The 16340-nt window shown below is 60.6% G+C and carries 13 protein-coding genes and 1 pseudogene; all 14 read left to right on the top strand.

Annotated elements, in window-relative coordinates; translation table 11 throughout:
- The first annotated feature begins 12 nt into the window (after positions 1-12).
- The 14 genes and pseudogenes from ACMX3H_RS01270 (at position 13) to ACMX3H_RS01205 (ending at position 16228) form a co-directional block, all read left to right on the top strand.
- Entirely contained in the window at positions 13-687 is a 675-nt protein-coding gene (locus tag ACMX3H_RS01270) for a NuoB/complex I 20 kDa subunit family protein (protein WP_415209499.1), read from the top strand.
- Positions 688-765: 78 nt separating this feature from the next.
- Entirely contained in the window at positions 766-2565 is a 1800-nt protein-coding gene (gene nuoC / locus ACMX3H_RS01265; protein ID WP_415209498.1) for an NADH-quinone oxidoreductase subunit C/D, read from the top strand.
- Between the two features lie 2 nt (positions 2566-2567).
- Positions 2568-3101 (top strand): NADH-quinone oxidoreductase subunit NuoE, encoded by a 534-nt coding sequence (gene nuoE / locus ACMX3H_RS01260; RefSeq protein ID WP_415209497.1) that lies wholly within the window; start codon positions 2568-2570, stop codon positions 3099-3101.
- Complete coding sequence (nuoF, locus tag ACMX3H_RS01255; RefSeq protein ID WP_415209496.1) at positions 3098-4447, top strand: NADH-quinone oxidoreductase subunit NuoF; 1350 nt, start codon at positions 3098-3100, stop codon at positions 4445-4447. The genes nuoE and nuoF overlap by 4 nt, the downstream gene beginning before the upstream one ends.
- Positions 4448-4553: 106 nt before the next feature.
- Positions 4554-7283, top strand: coding sequence for an NADH-quinone oxidoreductase subunit NuoG (gene nuoG, locus ACMX3H_RS01250; protein ID WP_415209495.1), 2730 nt, complete (start codon positions 4554-4556; stop codon positions 7281-7283).
- Positions 7280-8257: an NADH-quinone oxidoreductase subunit NuoH gene (nuoH, locus tag ACMX3H_RS01245; protein WP_415209494.1), complete on the top strand. Its 978-nt coding sequence runs from the start codon at positions 7280-7282 to the stop codon at positions 8255-8257. Before nuoG ends, nuoH begins: the two co-directional genes overlap by 4 nt.
- Positions 8258-8271: 14 nt before the next feature.
- Positions 8272-8814, top strand: coding sequence for an NADH-quinone oxidoreductase subunit NuoI (nuoI, locus tag ACMX3H_RS01240; protein WP_025421542.1), 543 nt, complete (start codon positions 8272-8274; stop codon positions 8812-8814).
- Between the two features lie 10 nt (positions 8815-8824).
- Positions 8825-9388, top strand: coding sequence for an NADH-quinone oxidoreductase subunit J (gene nuoJ / locus ACMX3H_RS01235; RefSeq protein ID WP_415209493.1), 564 nt, complete (start codon positions 8825-8827; stop codon positions 9386-9388).
- On the top strand, positions 9385-9687 hold the full coding sequence (gene nuoK / locus ACMX3H_RS01230) for an NADH-quinone oxidoreductase subunit NuoK (protein ID WP_415209492.1): 303 nt from the start codon (positions 9385-9387) through the stop codon (positions 9685-9687). The genes nuoJ and nuoK overlap by 4 nt, the downstream gene beginning before the upstream one ends.
- Complete coding sequence (gene nuoL / locus ACMX3H_RS01225; protein WP_415209491.1) at positions 9684-11528, top strand: NADH-quinone oxidoreductase subunit L; 1845 nt, start codon at positions 9684-9686, stop codon at positions 11526-11528. Before nuoK ends, nuoL begins: the two co-directional genes overlap by 4 nt.
- 102 nt (positions 11529-11630) lie before the next feature.
- Positions 11631-13163 (top strand): NADH-quinone oxidoreductase subunit M, encoded by a 1533-nt coding sequence (gene nuoM, locus ACMX3H_RS01220; RefSeq protein ID WP_415209510.1) that lies wholly within the window; start codon positions 11631-11633, stop codon positions 13161-13163.
- Positions 13164-13169: 6 nt separating this feature from the next.
- Positions 13170-14627, top strand: coding sequence for an NADH-quinone oxidoreductase subunit NuoN (gene nuoN / locus ACMX3H_RS01215; protein ID WP_415209490.1), 1458 nt, complete (start codon positions 13170-13172; stop codon positions 14625-14627).
- Between the two features lie 165 nt (positions 14628-14792).
- Positions 14793-15113: pseudogene (elaB, locus tag ACMX3H_RS01210) on the top strand (stress response protein ElaB).
- A gap of 209 nt (positions 15114-15322) precedes the next feature.
- Positions 15323-16228 (top strand): chorismate-binding protein, encoded by a 906-nt coding sequence (locus tag ACMX3H_RS01205; RefSeq protein ID WP_415209489.1) that lies wholly within the window; start codon positions 15323-15325, stop codon positions 16226-16228.
- The last annotated feature ends 112 nt before the right edge of the window (positions 16229-16340 follow it).

Raw genomic sequence — 16340 nt, 5'->3', positions numbered from 1 at the left:
CGAGGCAGCAAAATGGATTATACCCTCACCCGCGCGGAGCCGGACGGCGACAACGAGCGGTATCCCCTGCAAAAACAGGAAATCGTGGCGGATCCGCTGGAGCAGCATGTCCATCGCAGTGTTTATCTCGGTAAGCTTGAGAGCGCGCTGCACAATGCGGTGAACTGGGGACGCGGCAATTCTCTTTGGCCCTATAATTTCGGCCTCTCCTGCTGCTATGTTGAAATGACCACCTCGTTTACCGCCGTGCACGACGTGGCGCGCTTCGGGTCGGAAGTCATCCGCGCCTCACCGCGCCAGGCGGATTTCATGGTGGTGGCGGGCACGCCTTTCACCAAAATGGCCCCCGTCATCCAGCGTCTGTATGACCAGATGCTAGAGCCGAAATGGGTTATCTCCATGGGGGCCTGCGCCAATTCCGGCGGAATGTACGATATTTATTCCGTGGTGCAGGGGGTCGATAAATTCCTGCCGGTGGACGTCTACATTCCCGGCTGTCCGCCGCGACCTGAGGCCTACATCCAGGCGCTGCTGCTGCTTAAAGAGTCTATCGGCAAAGAACGCCGTCCGCTCTCCCGGGTCGTGGGCGATCAGGGCGTCTATCGCGCCAATATGGAGTCGGAACGTCAACGTAAGCACGGTGAACGCATCGCGGTCACCCATCTGCGCACACCCGACGAAATTTAACGCGCGGATACGCATGCCGGCCGAGGCGGATAAGCGCGGCGGCATGCGCCGGCACAGCCAAATGTGGTGAAGATAACTATGACAGAGTTGATGACGCAAAATTCCGCCCTGCCGGCCTGGCAAACGCAGGATCATCTTGATGATCCGGTGATTGGCGAGTTGCGTAACCATTTCGTCCCGGACGCGTTCAGCGTGCAGCCGACCCGTACCGGGATTCCGGTCGTGTGGGTGAAGCGCGAGCAGATCCTCGACGTGCTGACCTTCTTGAAAAAGCTGCCGAAACCTTACGTGATGCTCTATGATCTGCACGGGGTGGACGAGCGCCTGCGTACCCACCGCCAGGGCCTGCCGGCGGCGGATTTTACCGTTTTCTACCATCTGATTTCCATCGATCGCAATCGCGATATCATGTTGAAGGTGGCGCTGCTGGAAAAAGATCTGCGCCTGCCCACCTGTACCCGCATTTTCCCCAACGCCAACTGGTATGAGCGCGAAACTTGGGAAATGTTCGGCATGACCTTCGACGGCAACCCGCACCTGACCCGCATCATGATGCCGAAAAGCTGGGAAGGGCATCCGCTGCGTAAAGATTATCCGGCGCGCGCTACGGAATTCGATCCCTTCGTCCTCACCAAGCAAAAAGAAGATTTGGAGATGGAAGGGCTGACCTTCAAGCCGGAAGAGTGGGGCATGAAGCGCGGCACGGACAACGAGGACTTTATGTTCCTCAACCTGGGGCCGAACCACCCCTCCGCCCACGGCGCCTTCCGCATCATCTTGCAGCTCGACGGTGAAGAGATTGTCGATTGCGTGCCCGATATCGGTTATCACCATCGCGGCGCCGAAAAGATGGGCGAGCGCCAGTCCTGGCATAGCTATATTCCCTATACCGACCGCGTCGAATATCTCGGCGGCTGCGTCAACGAAATGCCTTATGTGCTGGCGGTGGAAAAGTTGGCCGGCATTGTGGTGCCCGACCGCGTCAACGTAATCCGGGTGATGCTGTCGGAACTGTTCCGCATCAATAGCCACCTGCTGTACATCAGTACCTATATTCAGGACATCGGCGGGATGACGCCGGTCTTCTTGGCGTTTACCGACCGTCAGAAAATTTATGATGTCGTCGAGGCGATTACCGGTTTTCGCATGCATCCCGCCTGGTTCCGCATCGGCGGCGTGGCGCACGATCTGCCGCGCGGCTGGGAAGGTCTGCTGCGGGAATTCCTCGACTGGCTGCCGAAGCGTCTGGACAGCTATGTCAAAGCGGCGCTGAGAAACAGCGTGCTGCGCGCCCGCGCCGAGGGTGTCGCCGCCTACGGCGCGAAAGAGGCACTGGACTGGGGCGTGACCGGCGCGGCGCTACGCGCCACCGGCATCGATTTCGACGTGCGTAAATGGCGTCCCTATTCCGGTTATGAAAACTTCGACTTCGAGGTGCCGGTGGGCGATGGCGTGAGCGACTGCTACAGCCGCGTAATGCTGAAAGTGGAAGAGATACGCCAAAGCCTACGCATCCTCGAGCAGTGCCTGAATAATATGCCGGTGGGGCCGTTCAAGGCCGACCATTCGCTGACCACGCCGCCGCCGAAAGAGCGCACGCTGCAGCATATCGAGACGCTTATCACGCACTTCCTGCAGGTTTCCTGGGGACCGGTGATGCCGGCCAACGAATCATTCCAGATGATCGAGGCCACCAAGGGCATCAATAGCTATTACCTGACCAGCGATGGCAGCACGATGAGTTACCGGACGCGTATCCGCACGCCCAGTTTCCCTCATCTGCAGCAGATCCCCTCGGTTATTCGCGGCAGCCTGGTATCGGATTTGATCGTATATCTGGGCAGTATTGATTTCGTTATGTCAGATGTGGACCGCTAATTATGCAGCAACAGCAAGATACCCCCAAGCATGCGGCGGCGGCGGGGCTGGACGCCGCCACCGAAACGTTCGAGCTGAGTCGTGAAGAGCGCGAAGCCATCGAGCATGAGAAGCACCATTACGAGGATGCGCGCGCCGCCTCGATCGAAGCGCTGAAAATCGTGCAGAAGAACCGCGGCTGGGTGCCGGACGGGGCTATCGCGGCCATCGCCCAGGTGCTGGGCATTCCCGGCAGCGATGTTGAGGGGGTGGCCACTTTTTATAGCCAGATTTTCCGCCAGCCGGTGGGTCGCCACGTTATCCGCTATTGCGATAGCGTGGTCTGCCATATTACCGGTTATCAGGGCATTCAGGCCGCCCTTGAGCAGTCGCTGAACATCAAACCGGGCCAGATAACGACCGATGGCCGGTTCACCCTGCTGCCCACCTGCTGTTTGGGCAATTGTGACAAGGGGCCGACCATGATGGTGGATGACGATACCCACGTGCATTTGACGCCGGAAGGCATTGGTCCGCTGCTGGAGCAATATCGATGACTAAAACCATTGTCAGCTTGGCGGAAACGCACCCGCTGACCTGGCGGCTGCGTGATGACCATCAGCCCATGTGGCTGGACGAATATCAGAGCAAAAACGGCTATGTTGGCGCGCGTAAGGCGTTAAGCGGCATGGCGCAGGACGATATTGTCACGCTGGTGAAAGACTCCGGCCTGAAAGGACGCGGCGGCGCCGGCTTTTCCACCGGCCTGAAGTGGAGCCTGATGCCGAAAGATCCCGCCATGAACATTCGCTATTTGCTGTGCAATGCCGATGAAATGGAGCCGGGCACCTATAAAGACCGCCTGCTGATGGAGCAATTGCCCCATCTGCTGGTGGAGGGGATGCTGATCGCCGCCTTCGCGCTGAAAGCCTACCGCGGCTATATATTCCTGCGCGGCGAGTATATCGAAGCGGCGGCGAACCTGCGCCGTGCGATAGCCGAGGCTACCGAAGCCGGCTGGGTGGGCAAAAATATTCTGGGCAGCGGTTTTGACTTTGAGCTTATCGTCCACACCGGCGCCGGGCGCTATATTTGCGGCGAAGAAACCGCGCTGATTAATTCGCTGGAAGGCCGCCGCGCCAATCCGCGCTCAAAACCGCCGTTTCCCGCCAGCGCCGGCGCCTGGGGTAAACCCACCTGTGTCAATAACGTTGAAACTTTATGCAACGTGCCGGCTATCCTTGAGCATGGGGTGGACTGGTATCAGGGCATCACCGCAGGCAAGAGCAACGACGCCGGCACCAAGCTGATGGGTTTCTCCGGCCGGGTAAAGAATCCCGGCGTCTGGGAGCTGCCGTTCGGCATTACCGCGCGCGAGATCCTCGAGGATTACGCCGGCGGTATGCGCGATGGCCTGACCCTGAAAGCCTGGCAGCCCGGCGGCGGCGGCACCGATTTCCTGACCCAGGATCATCTGGATCTGCCGATGGACTTCGAGAATATCGGCAAAGCGGGCAGCCGGCTCGGTACCGCGTTGGCGATGGCGGTGGACAACGAAATCAACATGGTGTCGTTAACGCGCAATTTGGAAGAGTTTTTCGCCCGGGAATCCTGCGGCTGGTGTACGCCGTGCCGCGATGGCCTGCCGTGGAGCGTCAAACTGCTTCGCGCGCTGGAAAGCGGTAAGGGCCAGCCGGGGGACATTGAAACCCTGGAGCAGCTGTGCCGCTTCCTTGGCCCCGGCAAAACCTTCTGCGCTCATGCGCCGGGGGCGGTGGAGCCGCTGCAAAGCGCGATTAAGTATTTCCGCTCCGAGTTTGATGCGGGCATCAGCACCGACTTACTGGGCAATACCCGCGCCATTGCCGGCGTGCAGCCCAACCTATTAAAAGCGCGCTGGTAATTGTCCATGCGGCACGAGCGGGTCAGGCGGGCGTACGCGCTTCGCACCCTGAACGCATTTTTGATTAACGCCCGCCTTTGGCGGGCCTCACCTGAGCATGCTGACTATGGCTACCATTCATGTAGACGGCAAAGAGTACGAGGTTAACGGGTCTGACAACCTGCTGGAAGCCTGTCTGTCCCTCGGCCTCGATATTCCTTACTTTTGCTGGCATCCGGCGCTCGGCAGCGTTGGCGCTTGCCGCCAGTGCGCGGTCAAGCAATACCAAAACGCCGAGGATACCCGCGGCCGGTTGGTGATGTCCTGTATGACGCCCGTCGCCGACGGGACCTTCATCTCTATCGCCGACGATGAAGCGAAACAGTTCCGCCAGAGCGTGGTGGAGTGGCTGATGACCAACCACCCGCACGATTGCCCGGTGTGCGAAGAGGGCGGCAATTGCCATCTACAGGATATGACGGTCATGACCGGCCAGAATTTCCGCCGCTACCGCTTTACCAAGCGCACCCACCGCAATCAATATCTGGGGCCGTTTATTTCCCATGAGATGAACCGCTGCATCGCCTGCTACCGCTGCGTCCGCTACTACAAAGATTATGCCGACGGCGGCGATCTCGGTGTGTATGGCGCCCATGATAACGTCTATTTCGGCCGTCCTGAGGACGGGGTGCTGGAGAGTGAGTTTTCCGGCAACCTGGTGGAAATCTGCCCGACCGGCGTGTTCACCGATAAAACCCATTCCCAACGCTATAACCGTAAATGGGATATGCAGTTCGCCCCCAGCGTCTGCCAGCAGTGCAGCATTGGCTGCAACACCAGCCCCGGCGAACGCTATGGCGAGCTGCGCCGCATTGAAAACCGCTACAACGGCAGCGTCAACCATTACTTCTTGTGCGACCGCGGGCGCTTCGGCTACGGCTACGTTAATTTGAAAGACCGTCCGCGCCAGCCGCTGCAGCGCCGCGGCGACGATTGGATCGCGCTGAACGCCGATCAGGCGATGCAGGGCGCCGCGGATGCGCTGCGCCATGCGCGCAAAATGATCGGCATTGGCTCGCCGCGCGCTAGCGTCGAAAGCAATTTCGCCCTGCGTGAACTGGTGGGCGCCGAGAATTTCTACACCGGTATTGCCGGCGGCGAACAGGACCGGCTGGCGCTGATGCTCAATGTGCTGCGCAACGGCGGCATCCGCACGCCCTCGCTGCGCGAAATGGAAAGTTATGACGCCGTGCTGGTGCTGGGGGAGGATTTGACCCAGACCGGCGCGCGCATTGCGCTGGCGGTGCGTCAGGCCGTGAAAGGCAAGGCGCGCGAAATGGCCGCGGCGCAGAAAGTGGCCGATTGGCAGATAGCCGCCATCATGAACATCGGCCAGCACGCCAAACACCCGCTGTTCGTCACCAACGTCGACCGCACGCGCCTGGATGATATCGCCGCCTGGAGCTACTGCGCGCCGGTGGATGACCAGGCGCGGCTTGGCTTCGCCATCGCCCATGTGCTGGACGAGACGGCGCCGGCGGTGACCGGCCTTGATGAGTCGCTCAAGGGTAAAATCGACGTGGTGGTGCAGGCGCTGGCAGGCGCCCGCAAACCGCTTATCATCTCCGGTAGTAACGCCGGCAGCGAGGTGGTGATCGCCGCCGCCGCCAACGTCGCCCGCGCCCTGAAGGGGCGGGGGAGCGATGTGGGGATTAGCTTTATCGCAGCCGGCGCCAATAGCATGGGGCTGGCGATGATGGGGGGCGGCAGCCTGGACGATGCGCTGGACGCGTTGGAGCAGGGTGCTGCGGACAGCGTGATTGTGCTGGAAAACGACCTTTACCGCCATGCGCCGGCCGCGCGTATCGACGCCGCGCTGGCCAACGTCAATAACCTTATCGTGCTGGACCACCAGCGCACCGCCCTGCAGGAGAAGGCCTGTCTTATCCTGTCGGCGGCGAGCTTCGCCGAAAGCGACGGTACGCTCATCAACCAGGAGGGCCGCGCGCAGCGTTTCTTCCAGGTCTATGATCCGGCGTACTACGATGACCAGGTCATTATGCTGGAAAGCTGGCGCTGGCTGCATTCGCTGCACTCCACCTATTTGAACCGCCAGGTGGATTGGACCCAGCTAGACCATATTATCGATGCCGCGGCTGCGGCGCTGCCGCAACTGGCGGGGATCAAGCACGCCGCGCCGGACGCCGGTTTTCGTATTCACGGCCAGAAACTGGCGCGCGAGCCGCACCGCTACAGCGGACGCACCGCGATGCGCGCCAGCATCAATGTGCATGAACCGCGCGTGCCGCAGGACCAGGACACCATGTTCGCCTTCTCCATGGAGGGCAACAATGCGCCCCAGGCGCCGCGCCAGCAGGTGGCGTTCGCTTGGGCACCGGGCTGGAACTCCCCCCAGGCCTGGAATAAATTCCAGGATGAGGTGGGCGGTCATTTGCGCCACGGCGACCCCGGGGTGCGGCTTCTGGAAGCGGGCGAGGGCCGGCTGGATTATTTCAGCGCTATTCCGCCCGCCTTCGCGCAGCCCGAGGACGGCAGCTGGCGCATCGCGCCCTATTGGCACCTGTTCGGCAGCGAGGAGACCTCGCAGCGCTCTCCGGTCATCCAGGAGCGGATGCCGGCGCCCTATGTGGCGGTGAGCCAGGCGGACGCCGCCCGGATGGGCGTCAACAGCGGTACGCTGCTCGCCTTCACCTGCGCGGGTCTGGAGTTGCGCCTCCTGGTTCGGTTCAGCGATAGCCTGAGCCCGGGACAGGTGGGGCTGCCGCTGGGCTTACCGGGCATTCCCCCGATGCTTGCGGGACAGAGCGTTGTTAATCTGCGGGAGGCCGCGCCATGAGTTGGTTGACACCGGAGGTCATCGATATCCTCCTGACGGTGGTGAAGGCGGTGGTTATCCTGCTGGTGGTGGTCACCTGCGGGGCTTACATGAGCTTCGCCGAACGGCGCCTGCTGGGGCTGTTCCAAAACCGCTACGGACCTAACCGCGTAGGCTGGGGCGGCTCGCTGCAGCTGCTGGCCGACGTGTTGAAAATGATGTTTAAAGAGGACTGGATCCCGCCGTTTGCCGATCGGGGCATTTTCACCCTGGCGCCGGTTATCGCCTTTACCTCATTGCTGATTACCTTTGCCATTGTGCCGGTGAGCCCGACCTGGGTGGTGGCCGATTTCAATATCGGTGTCCTGTTCTTTTTGATGATGGCCGGGCTGGCGGTTTATGCGGTGCTGTTCGCCGGCTGGTCGAGCAACAATAAATACTCCCTGTTGGGCGCCATGCGCGCCTCGGCGCAAACGCTGAGCTATGAAGTGTTCCTCGGCCTGTCGTTGATGGGGGTGGTGGCGCAGGCCGGCTCGTTTAATCTCGGCGCGATCGTCGAGTCGCAGGCACACCTGTGGAACGTAGTGCCGCAATTCTTCGGCTTTGTCACCTTTGCTCTGGCGGGCGTCGCGGTATGTCACCGCCACCCCTTCGATCAGCCGGAGGCCGAGCAGGAGCTGGCCGACGGTTACCATATTGAATACTCGGGGATGAAGTTCGGCCTGTTCTTCGTCGGTGAATATGTCGGCATCGTGACCATTTCGGCGCTGATGGTGACGCTGTTCTTCGGAGGCTGGCAGGGGCCATGGTTGCCGCCGTTTATCTGGTTTGCCGTGAAAACCGCTTTCTTTATGATGATGTTCATCCTGATCCGCGCGGCGCTGCCCCGTCCGCGCTACGACCAGGTGATGGCGCTGGGCTGGAAAATCTGCCTGCCGCTGACGCTGCTCAACCTGTTGGCGACCGCAGCGGTCATCTTGTACAACGCGCATTAAGGGGTGGATGAATCATGACGTTAAAAGAGTTAGCGATTGGCTGCGGGACCACGCTGCGCAGCATCTGGATGATAGGCATGCAGGCGTTCAACAAGCGCGAAACCCGCATGTACCCGGACGTGCCGGTCAACCCGCCGCCCCGTTTCCGCGGCCGTATCGTGCTGACGCGCGACCCTGATGGCGATGAGCGCTGCGTGGCCTGTAACCTGTGCGCGGTCGCCTGCCCGGTGGGCTGCATCTCGCTGCAAAAAGCGGAGACTAAAGACGGCCGCTGGTACCCGGAATTCTTTCGCATCAATTTCTCGCGCTGTATTTTCTGCGGCCTGTGCGAAGAGGCGTGTCCCACCACCGCTATTCAGCTCACCCCGGATTTCGAGATGGGCGAGTTCAAGCGCCAGGATCTGGTGTATGAAAAAGAGGATTTGCTGATTTCGGGGCCGGGTAAATATCCGGAATACAACTTCTACCGCATGGCCGGTATGGCGATCGCCGGCAAGGACAAAGGCGAGGCGGAAAACGAAGCCAAACCCATCGACGTAAAAGGCTTGCTGCCCTAAGGAGACTGGCATGGAACTGGCGTTTTATCTTTCCGGCCTGGTGGCTGTGCTGGCGACGTTACGCGTCATCACCCATACCCAACCGGTACATGCGCTGCTGTACCTGATTATTTCGCTACTGGCCATCGCCTGCGTATTTTTTTCGCTGGGGGCCTACTTCGCCGGCGCGCTGGAGATTATCATTTACGCCGGCGCCATCATGGTGCTGTTCGTGTTCGTGGTGATGATGCTCAACATGGGCGTCGGCCGCGATAAACAAGAACGCGCCTGGTTGCGTCCCCGGGTCTGGATCGGGCCGTCGCTCTTGTCGCTGGTGCTGCTGGCGGTGCTGGTGCGCGCGCTGGCCGGTGCGGGCGATCACGGCATCGTGGGGGAGCTTATCGCGGCTAAAACCGTCGGTATCGCGCTGTTCGGTCCTTATGTGTTGGCGGTGGAGCTGGCCTCCATGCTGCTGCTGGCGGGGCTGGTGGTCGCGTTCCATCTGGGCCGCGATGAGCGCGACAATGTCGATACACTCTGCAAGGGGCCGAAGATAACCGACGCCATCAAGAGAAGAGGGGAGGAGCAAGCATGATCCCGTTATCACACGGTCTCATCCTGGCCGCTATCCTGTTTGTGCTGGGCCTGACGGGGATGATGATCCGCCGCAATCTGCTGTTTATGCTCTTGGGGCTGGAGATCATGATTAACGCCTCGGCGCTGGCGTTCATTGTGGCCGGCAGCTATTGGGACCAGGCGGACGGGCAGGTGATGTATATCCTGGCGGTTACCCTGGCCGCCGCCGAGGCCAGTATCGGCCTGGCGTTGCTGCTGCAATTGCACCGTCGCCGTCGGACCCTGGATATCGACACAGTCAGCGAGATGCACGGATGAACCTATTCTATTTAACCCTATTGTTCCCCCTGGCGGGTTTCCTGCTACTGGCGTTCTCCCACGGGCGCTGGTCTGAAAACCTGGCGGCGACGGTGGGCGTTGGTAGCGTCGGGCTGTCGGCGCTGACCACCGTTTGGGTGGCACTGGATTTCTTCGGCGCGCGCGGCGACGGCGCGGCGGTGTTTACCCAGACCCTGTGGCACTGGATGGCGGTGGGCGATTTCCAAATTCCCATCACCCTCAGTCTGGACGGCCTGTCGCTGACGATGCTGTCGGTCGTCACCGGCGTCGGCTTTTTCATTCATCTCTACGCCTCGTGGTACATGCGTGGGGAAGAGGGCTATTCACGCTTTTTCGCCTACACCAACCTGTTTATCGCCAGCATGCTGGTGCTGGTGCTGGCGGACAACCTGTTGCTGATGTATCTCGGCTGGGAAGGGGTGGGGCTTTGCAGCTACCTGCTGATCGGCTTCTATTACAGCGAGTCGAAAAACGGCGCCGCGGCGATGAAGGCGTTTATCGTCACCCGCGTGGGGGATGTGCTGCTGGCGTTCGCGCTGTTTATCCTTTATGACCAGCTCGGGACGCTGAATTTCCACGATCTGATGGTGCTGGCGCCGCAAAAACTGGCGGAGGGCTCCCCGGCYATCACCTGGGCGACCCTGATGATGCTGGGCGGCGCGGTGGGGAAATCGGCGCAGCTACCGCTACAAACCTGGCTGGCGGACGCCATGGCCGGCCCGACTCCGGTGTCGGCGCTGATCCACGCCGCCACCATGGTGACCGCCGGCGTGTATCTTATCGCCCGTACCCACGGCCTGTTCCTGATGGCGCCGGAGGTGTTGCATCTGGTGGGGATCGTCGGCGCGGTCACGCTGGTGCTGGCGGGTTTCGCTGCGCTGGTGCAGACCGATATCAAACGGGTGCTGGCGTATTCCACCATGAGCCAGATAGGCTATATGTTTCTGGCCCTGGGCGTTCAGGCCTGGGATGCGGCCATTTTTCACCTGATGACCCACGCGTTTTTCAAAGCGCTGCTGTTTTTGTCCTCCGGTTCGGTGATCCTCGCTTGCCACCACGAGCAAAACATCTTCAAGATGGGTGGCCTGAGAAAGTCGATTCCGCTGGTCTATATTTGCTTTCTGGTGGGCGGCGCGGCGCTGTCGGCGCTACCGCTGGTGACCGCCGGCTTCTATTCCAAGGATGAAATCCTCCGGGGGGCGCTGGCCAATGGCCATAGCGTACTGATGCTGGCCGGCCTGGTGGGGGCGTTCCTCACCTCGGTCTATACCTTCCGCATGATCTTTATCGTGTTCCACGGCAAGGCGCAAATCAAGGCCCACGCCAGCCGCGGCATCAGCCATCATCTGCCGCTGGTGGTACTGATGGTATTGTCCACCTTCATCGGCGCCTGGATCACGCCGCCGCTGGCGGGGGTCCTGCCGGCCAGCGAGTTCGGTCATGACGGTAAACTGGCGCTGGAAATCACCTCGGGCGCGGTCGCCATCATCGGTATTTGCCTGGCGGCGGCCTTGTGGCTCGGCCAGCGCCGTTTGGTCAGCGCCGTGGCCGCCAGTGCGCCGGGACGTTTCTTCTCGGTCTGGTGGTTCCACGCCTGGGGATTCGACTGGCTTTACGACAAGATCTTCGTCAAACCTTACCTGGCTATCGCGCGGCTGCTGGCGCACGATCCCCTTAACGCGGTGATGAATCTTCCCGCGCGGCTGGCGCGCTGGGCCGGACACGGCCTGACGGTGAGCGAAAACGGGCAGTTGCGCTGGTATGCAACGTCGTTGGGTTTGGGTGCGGTTGTCGTGGTGGCGCTGTTGGTATTCGTTTAAATACCCCGAGCTTCGTTTCCGGCTTAGGGCGGGGTGGCGGGCAGAATGCCGCTCCGCTGATACGCAAGTTTATTGATTTTACAATTAGGGACGCAAAACGCCATGCTACTACCTTGGCTAATTCTTATCCCCTTTATCGGCGGTCTGCTGTGTTGGCAATGCGAGCGTTTCGGTACCCGGGTACCGCGCTGGATAGCCTTGATTGCCATGGGGCTGACACTGGCGCTTTCATTGCTGTTGTGGCGGCAGGGCGGATACACCCTGGCGATGGCCCAAGGGTTGCCGCAATGGCAGGTGGAGTATCTGCTCCCCTGGATCCCGCGCTTCGGTATCAGCATCCATCTGGCGCTGGACGGCCTGTCGCTGCTGATGGTGGTGCTGACCGGGCTGCTCGGGGTGCTGGCCATCCTCTGCTCCTGGCGGGAAATTCAGCGCTATCAGGGCTTCTTCCACCTTAATTTGCTGTGGATCCTGGGCGGCGTTATCGGCGTGTTCTTGGCCATCGACATGTTTCTCTTCTTTTTCTTCTGGGAAATGATGTTGGTACCGATGTACTTTCTCATCGCGCTCTGGGGGCATAAAGCCTCCGATGGCAAGACCCGCATTACCGCCGCGACCAAATTCTTTATTTATACCCAGGCAAGCGGCCTGGTGATGCTGGTGGCGATACTCGGCCTGGTGCTGGTGCACTATAACGCCACCGGCGTCTGGACCTTCAATTATGAAGACCTGCTGCGCACGCCGATATCGGAACGGATGGAATACCTGCTGATGTTGGGGTTCTTTTTGGCCTTTGCGGTCAAAATGCCGGTGGTGCCGCTGCATGGCTGGCTGCCGGACGCCCACAGCCAGGCGCCCACCGCCGGTTCGGTGGACCTGGCGGGGATTTTGCTGAAAACCGCGGCCTACGGGATGCTGCGCTTTAGCCTGCCGCTGTTTCCTCACGCCTCGCACCAGTTCGCCCCCATCGCCATGTGGCTTGGGGTGGTGGGCATCTTTTACGGCGTCTGGATGGCGTTCTCGCAGACCGATATCAAGCGCCTCATCGCCTATACCAGCGTGTCCCACATGGGCTTTGTGCTGATCGCCATCTACAGCGGCAGCCAGCTGGCCTATCAGGGCGCGGTGGTACAGATGATCGCCCACGGTCTGTCGGCCGCCGGCATGTTCATCATTTGTGGCCAGCTGTATGAGCGCCTACACACCCGCGATATGCGGCAAATGGGCGGTCTGTGGGGTCGGCTGAGCTTTATTCCGGCGCTGTCGCTATTTTTCGCCGTCGCGACGCTCGGCATGCCGGGCACCGGTAACTTTGTCGGCGAGATTACCATTTTGTTCGGCAGTTTCCCGGTGGTACCGGTGATTACGGTGATTTCCACGTTCGGTCTGGTGTTCGCATCGGTCTACTCGCTTATCATGATGCAGCGCGCGTATTACGGCCCGGCTAAATCCACCGAGCCACTGCCGGGTATGACGCTGCGCGAACGGCTGATTATTTTGTTGCTGGTCGTGCTGCTGGTGCTGCTCGGGTTCTTCCCGCAACCGATTATGGATACCTCGGCCGCAGCCATGAGCAATATCCAGCACTGGTTCGCCGCCGACGCCGGTTCCACTATTTCAACGACAAGGCCGTAATTCGCCATGACAATAACTCCTCAACAACTGATCGAATTATTACCGCTGTTGATCGTCGGATTGACGGTGGTGGTTGTGATGCTATGCATTGCGTGGCGACGCAACCACTTTATCAACGCAACGCTGACGGTCATCGGGCTCAACCTGGCGCTGCTGTCGCTGTGGTTCGTGGCGCAGAATGGCCCGATGGACGTGACGCCGCTGATGCGCGTCGACGGGTATTCCATGCTCTACACCGGGCTGGTGCTGATGGCCAGCCTGGCGACCAGCACGCTGGCCTACGCCTGGCTGGCGGGCTATCCGGGCAACCGCGATGAGTTTTATCTGCTGGTGCTGATTGCCGCGATGGGCGGGATCCTGCTCGCCTGCGCCAATCATTTGGCGGCGCTGTTCCTCGGTATTGAGCTGATTTCGCTGCCGCTGTTCGGGATGGTGGGTTATGCGTTCCGCCAAAAGCGCTCGCTGGAAGCCAGCATCAAATACACGCTGCTGTCCGCGGCGGCGTCGTCTTTCTTGCTGTTTGGTATGGCGCTGGTGTATGCCGGTACCGGTCAACTGTCTTTCGTCGGGATTGGTCAAACACTTAACGACGGCATGCTGACGCAACCGGTGCTGCTGGCGGGTTTGGGCATGATGATCGTCGGCATCGGCTTTAAGCTGTCGCTGGTGCCGTTCCACCTGTGGACGCCGGATGTCTACCAGGGTGCGCCCGCGCCGGTGTCCACCTTCCTGGCGACCGCCAGTAAAATCGCGATTTTCGCGGTGGTGATGCGCCTGTTCCTGTACGCGCCGGTGACCCATAACGAAGTGGTGTGGCTGGTGCTGGCTATTATTGCTTTCGCCTCCATGTTGTTCGGCAACCTGATGGCCCTGAGCCAAAGCAATATCAAGCGGGTGCTGGGCTATTCGTCCATTGCCCACCTGGGTTATTTACTGGTGGGGTTGATTGCGGTGCAGGCCCACACGCTGGCGCTGGAAACCGTCGGCGTCTATCTGGCGGGGTATGTGTTCGCAAGCCTGGGGGCGTTCGGCGTCGTCAGCTTGATGTCCAGCCCCTACACCGGCGAGGATGCGGATTCGCTGTATTCCTACCGCGGTCTGTTTTGGCATAAGCCGCTGTTGTCGTCGGTGCTGACGGTGATGATGCTGTCGCTGGCGGGCATCCCCATGACCCTCGGCTTTATCGGCAAGTTCTACGTCATTGCGCTCGGCGTGAATAGCCATCTGGGTTGGCTGACCGGCGCGGTGGTGGCCGGCAGCGCCATCGGGCTGTTTTACTACTTGCGTATTATGGTCAGCTTGTACCTGTCGCCGCCGGAAAACCTGCGCCGCGATACCCCTTCCAATTGGGCGCTAACCGCCGGCGGTGTCGTGGTGCTGATCTCCTCGCTGCTGGTGCTGCTGCTTGGGCTGTATCCGCAGCCGCTCATCACGCTGGTGCAGTTGGCGCAGCCCATTCTCTAACTCAGCGCGCCGCGGGGCGTTTCCCCGCGGCTGCGCCCTTTTCCAAGTGTGACATCAGCGATACGGCCGGTTTTTCGGATTGCTCCGGCGAGAATAGTTCTCCGGTAAGGGCATTTTTTGCCTATAGTTAGTCTGACACCTTTCATCAGAACACGGAGAATAGTGATGACTACACCTAACGATCCCCTTCAGCCGCACGAAACGCATGTCGACGATGACGTGCAGCTCCTGTCCGAAACGCTGTAAGAGGTGCTGGCTTATTCCGGCGATAAAACCGATCAAAAGTATGTCGAGCTGAAGACCCGCGCGTAGCAGGCGCTGGATGATGTCAAAACGCGGGTGAGCCAGGCGTCCGACACCTACTATCTGAAAGCCCGGCAGGCGGTGAGCGCCGCGGATGACTATGTGCAGGAAAATCCCTGGCATGGCGTCGGCATCGGCGCCTCGGTTGGGCTGGTGGTGGGGCTGCTGTTGGCCCGCCGATAACCGCGGCCGGCTTGGCGGCGGCTCTAGGGCAATACGCCGCGGTGCCGTCGATCCATAATCTCATTCATCTTAGGCTGAATGCGCGCAGCGTCACATGTCGGTAGCCGGCGCGTTTTTATGTCCGCTGCGGCGCACGGCGGGTTTGGTAATAGCTGCCGCCATACGTATAATCCCTCTCATTATTCCGGTTTTGAAATAAACGGCCCGCTATGCTGTCACTGCTTGTCTCCACCCTGCTTCAACACCTCACTGCCGGTACGCTGCCGGCGGCGCCCGGAGTTCGGCAAGTGATGCTGCCCTGGCCGGACGGCGCGGCGGCGCCGATGCTGGATTGGCTCAACGCTTGGCCGCTTTATCCGCAATGCTATTGGCAGCACCGCGACGGCCACGAGGAGGTGGCCAGCTGCGGGGCGGTGCGCCATTTCACCCGCCTCGGCGATGCACAGCGCTTCCTGGCCGAGCAGCCGTCGGCAAAGGCTTTGCGGATCTGGGGTCTCAATGCCTTCGGCGCCGGCGAGGATGAGCCGCAAAGCGCGCTGTTTTTGCCGCGCCTGAGCTGGCGGTGTCTGCGGGATCGGTATCAGATAATGATGACGTTTTGCAGCGAGACGTCGCTGGCCGCCGACGCCGCCGATTTTCTTGCCTGGCTTGAGGCCCACGGCGCCGACGCGCCGGTGGCCCTTCCGCCGCTAACGGCCAGAGTGACCAGCGTGACGCATCCAGGTATTACCCGAGTTGCCGGCGTGGCGACGCCTCGTAGGTCAGGCGCTGGCGCAATTCCACCAAGGCGGACTGGAAAAGGTGGTGCTGGCCCGGCGCTCCGCGCTGCGCGTGGATATGCCTCCTTCGCCGCTGGCGCTGATGGCGGCCAGCCGGCAGGTAAACACCGGTGTTTCCATTACCTGATGGCCTGGTCGCCCCATGAGGCCTTTTTGGGATCCAGCCCGGAGCGGCTTTACCACCGCGATGATCGCAGGCTTAATACCGAAGCCCTGGCCGGCACCGTTGCCTGCGATCCGGATCCCCGGCAGGCCGCCGAGCAGGCGGCGTGGCTGATGGCGGACGAAAAAAATCAGCGCGAGAATCTGGTAAGCGCCCCGTGGAGGACGTCTTGAATTATTGGTGGGTTTGTTGTATGAGACAGTAAACCTACGTTACACGCTTATGCTCATTGCATTTTCACATTGTATTGATTTTAATAACTTTTATTTCCATCCCGGTTTGAGT

It is taken from the genome of Sodalis sp. (in: enterobacteria), assembly GCF_047607725.1.
GTDB lineage: Bacteria > Pseudomonadota > Gammaproteobacteria > Enterobacterales > Enterobacteriaceae > JBLKSS01.
The sequence above is the reverse complement of the archived record's forward strand: the minus strand, read 5'-3'. Positions and strand labels throughout refer to the sequence as shown.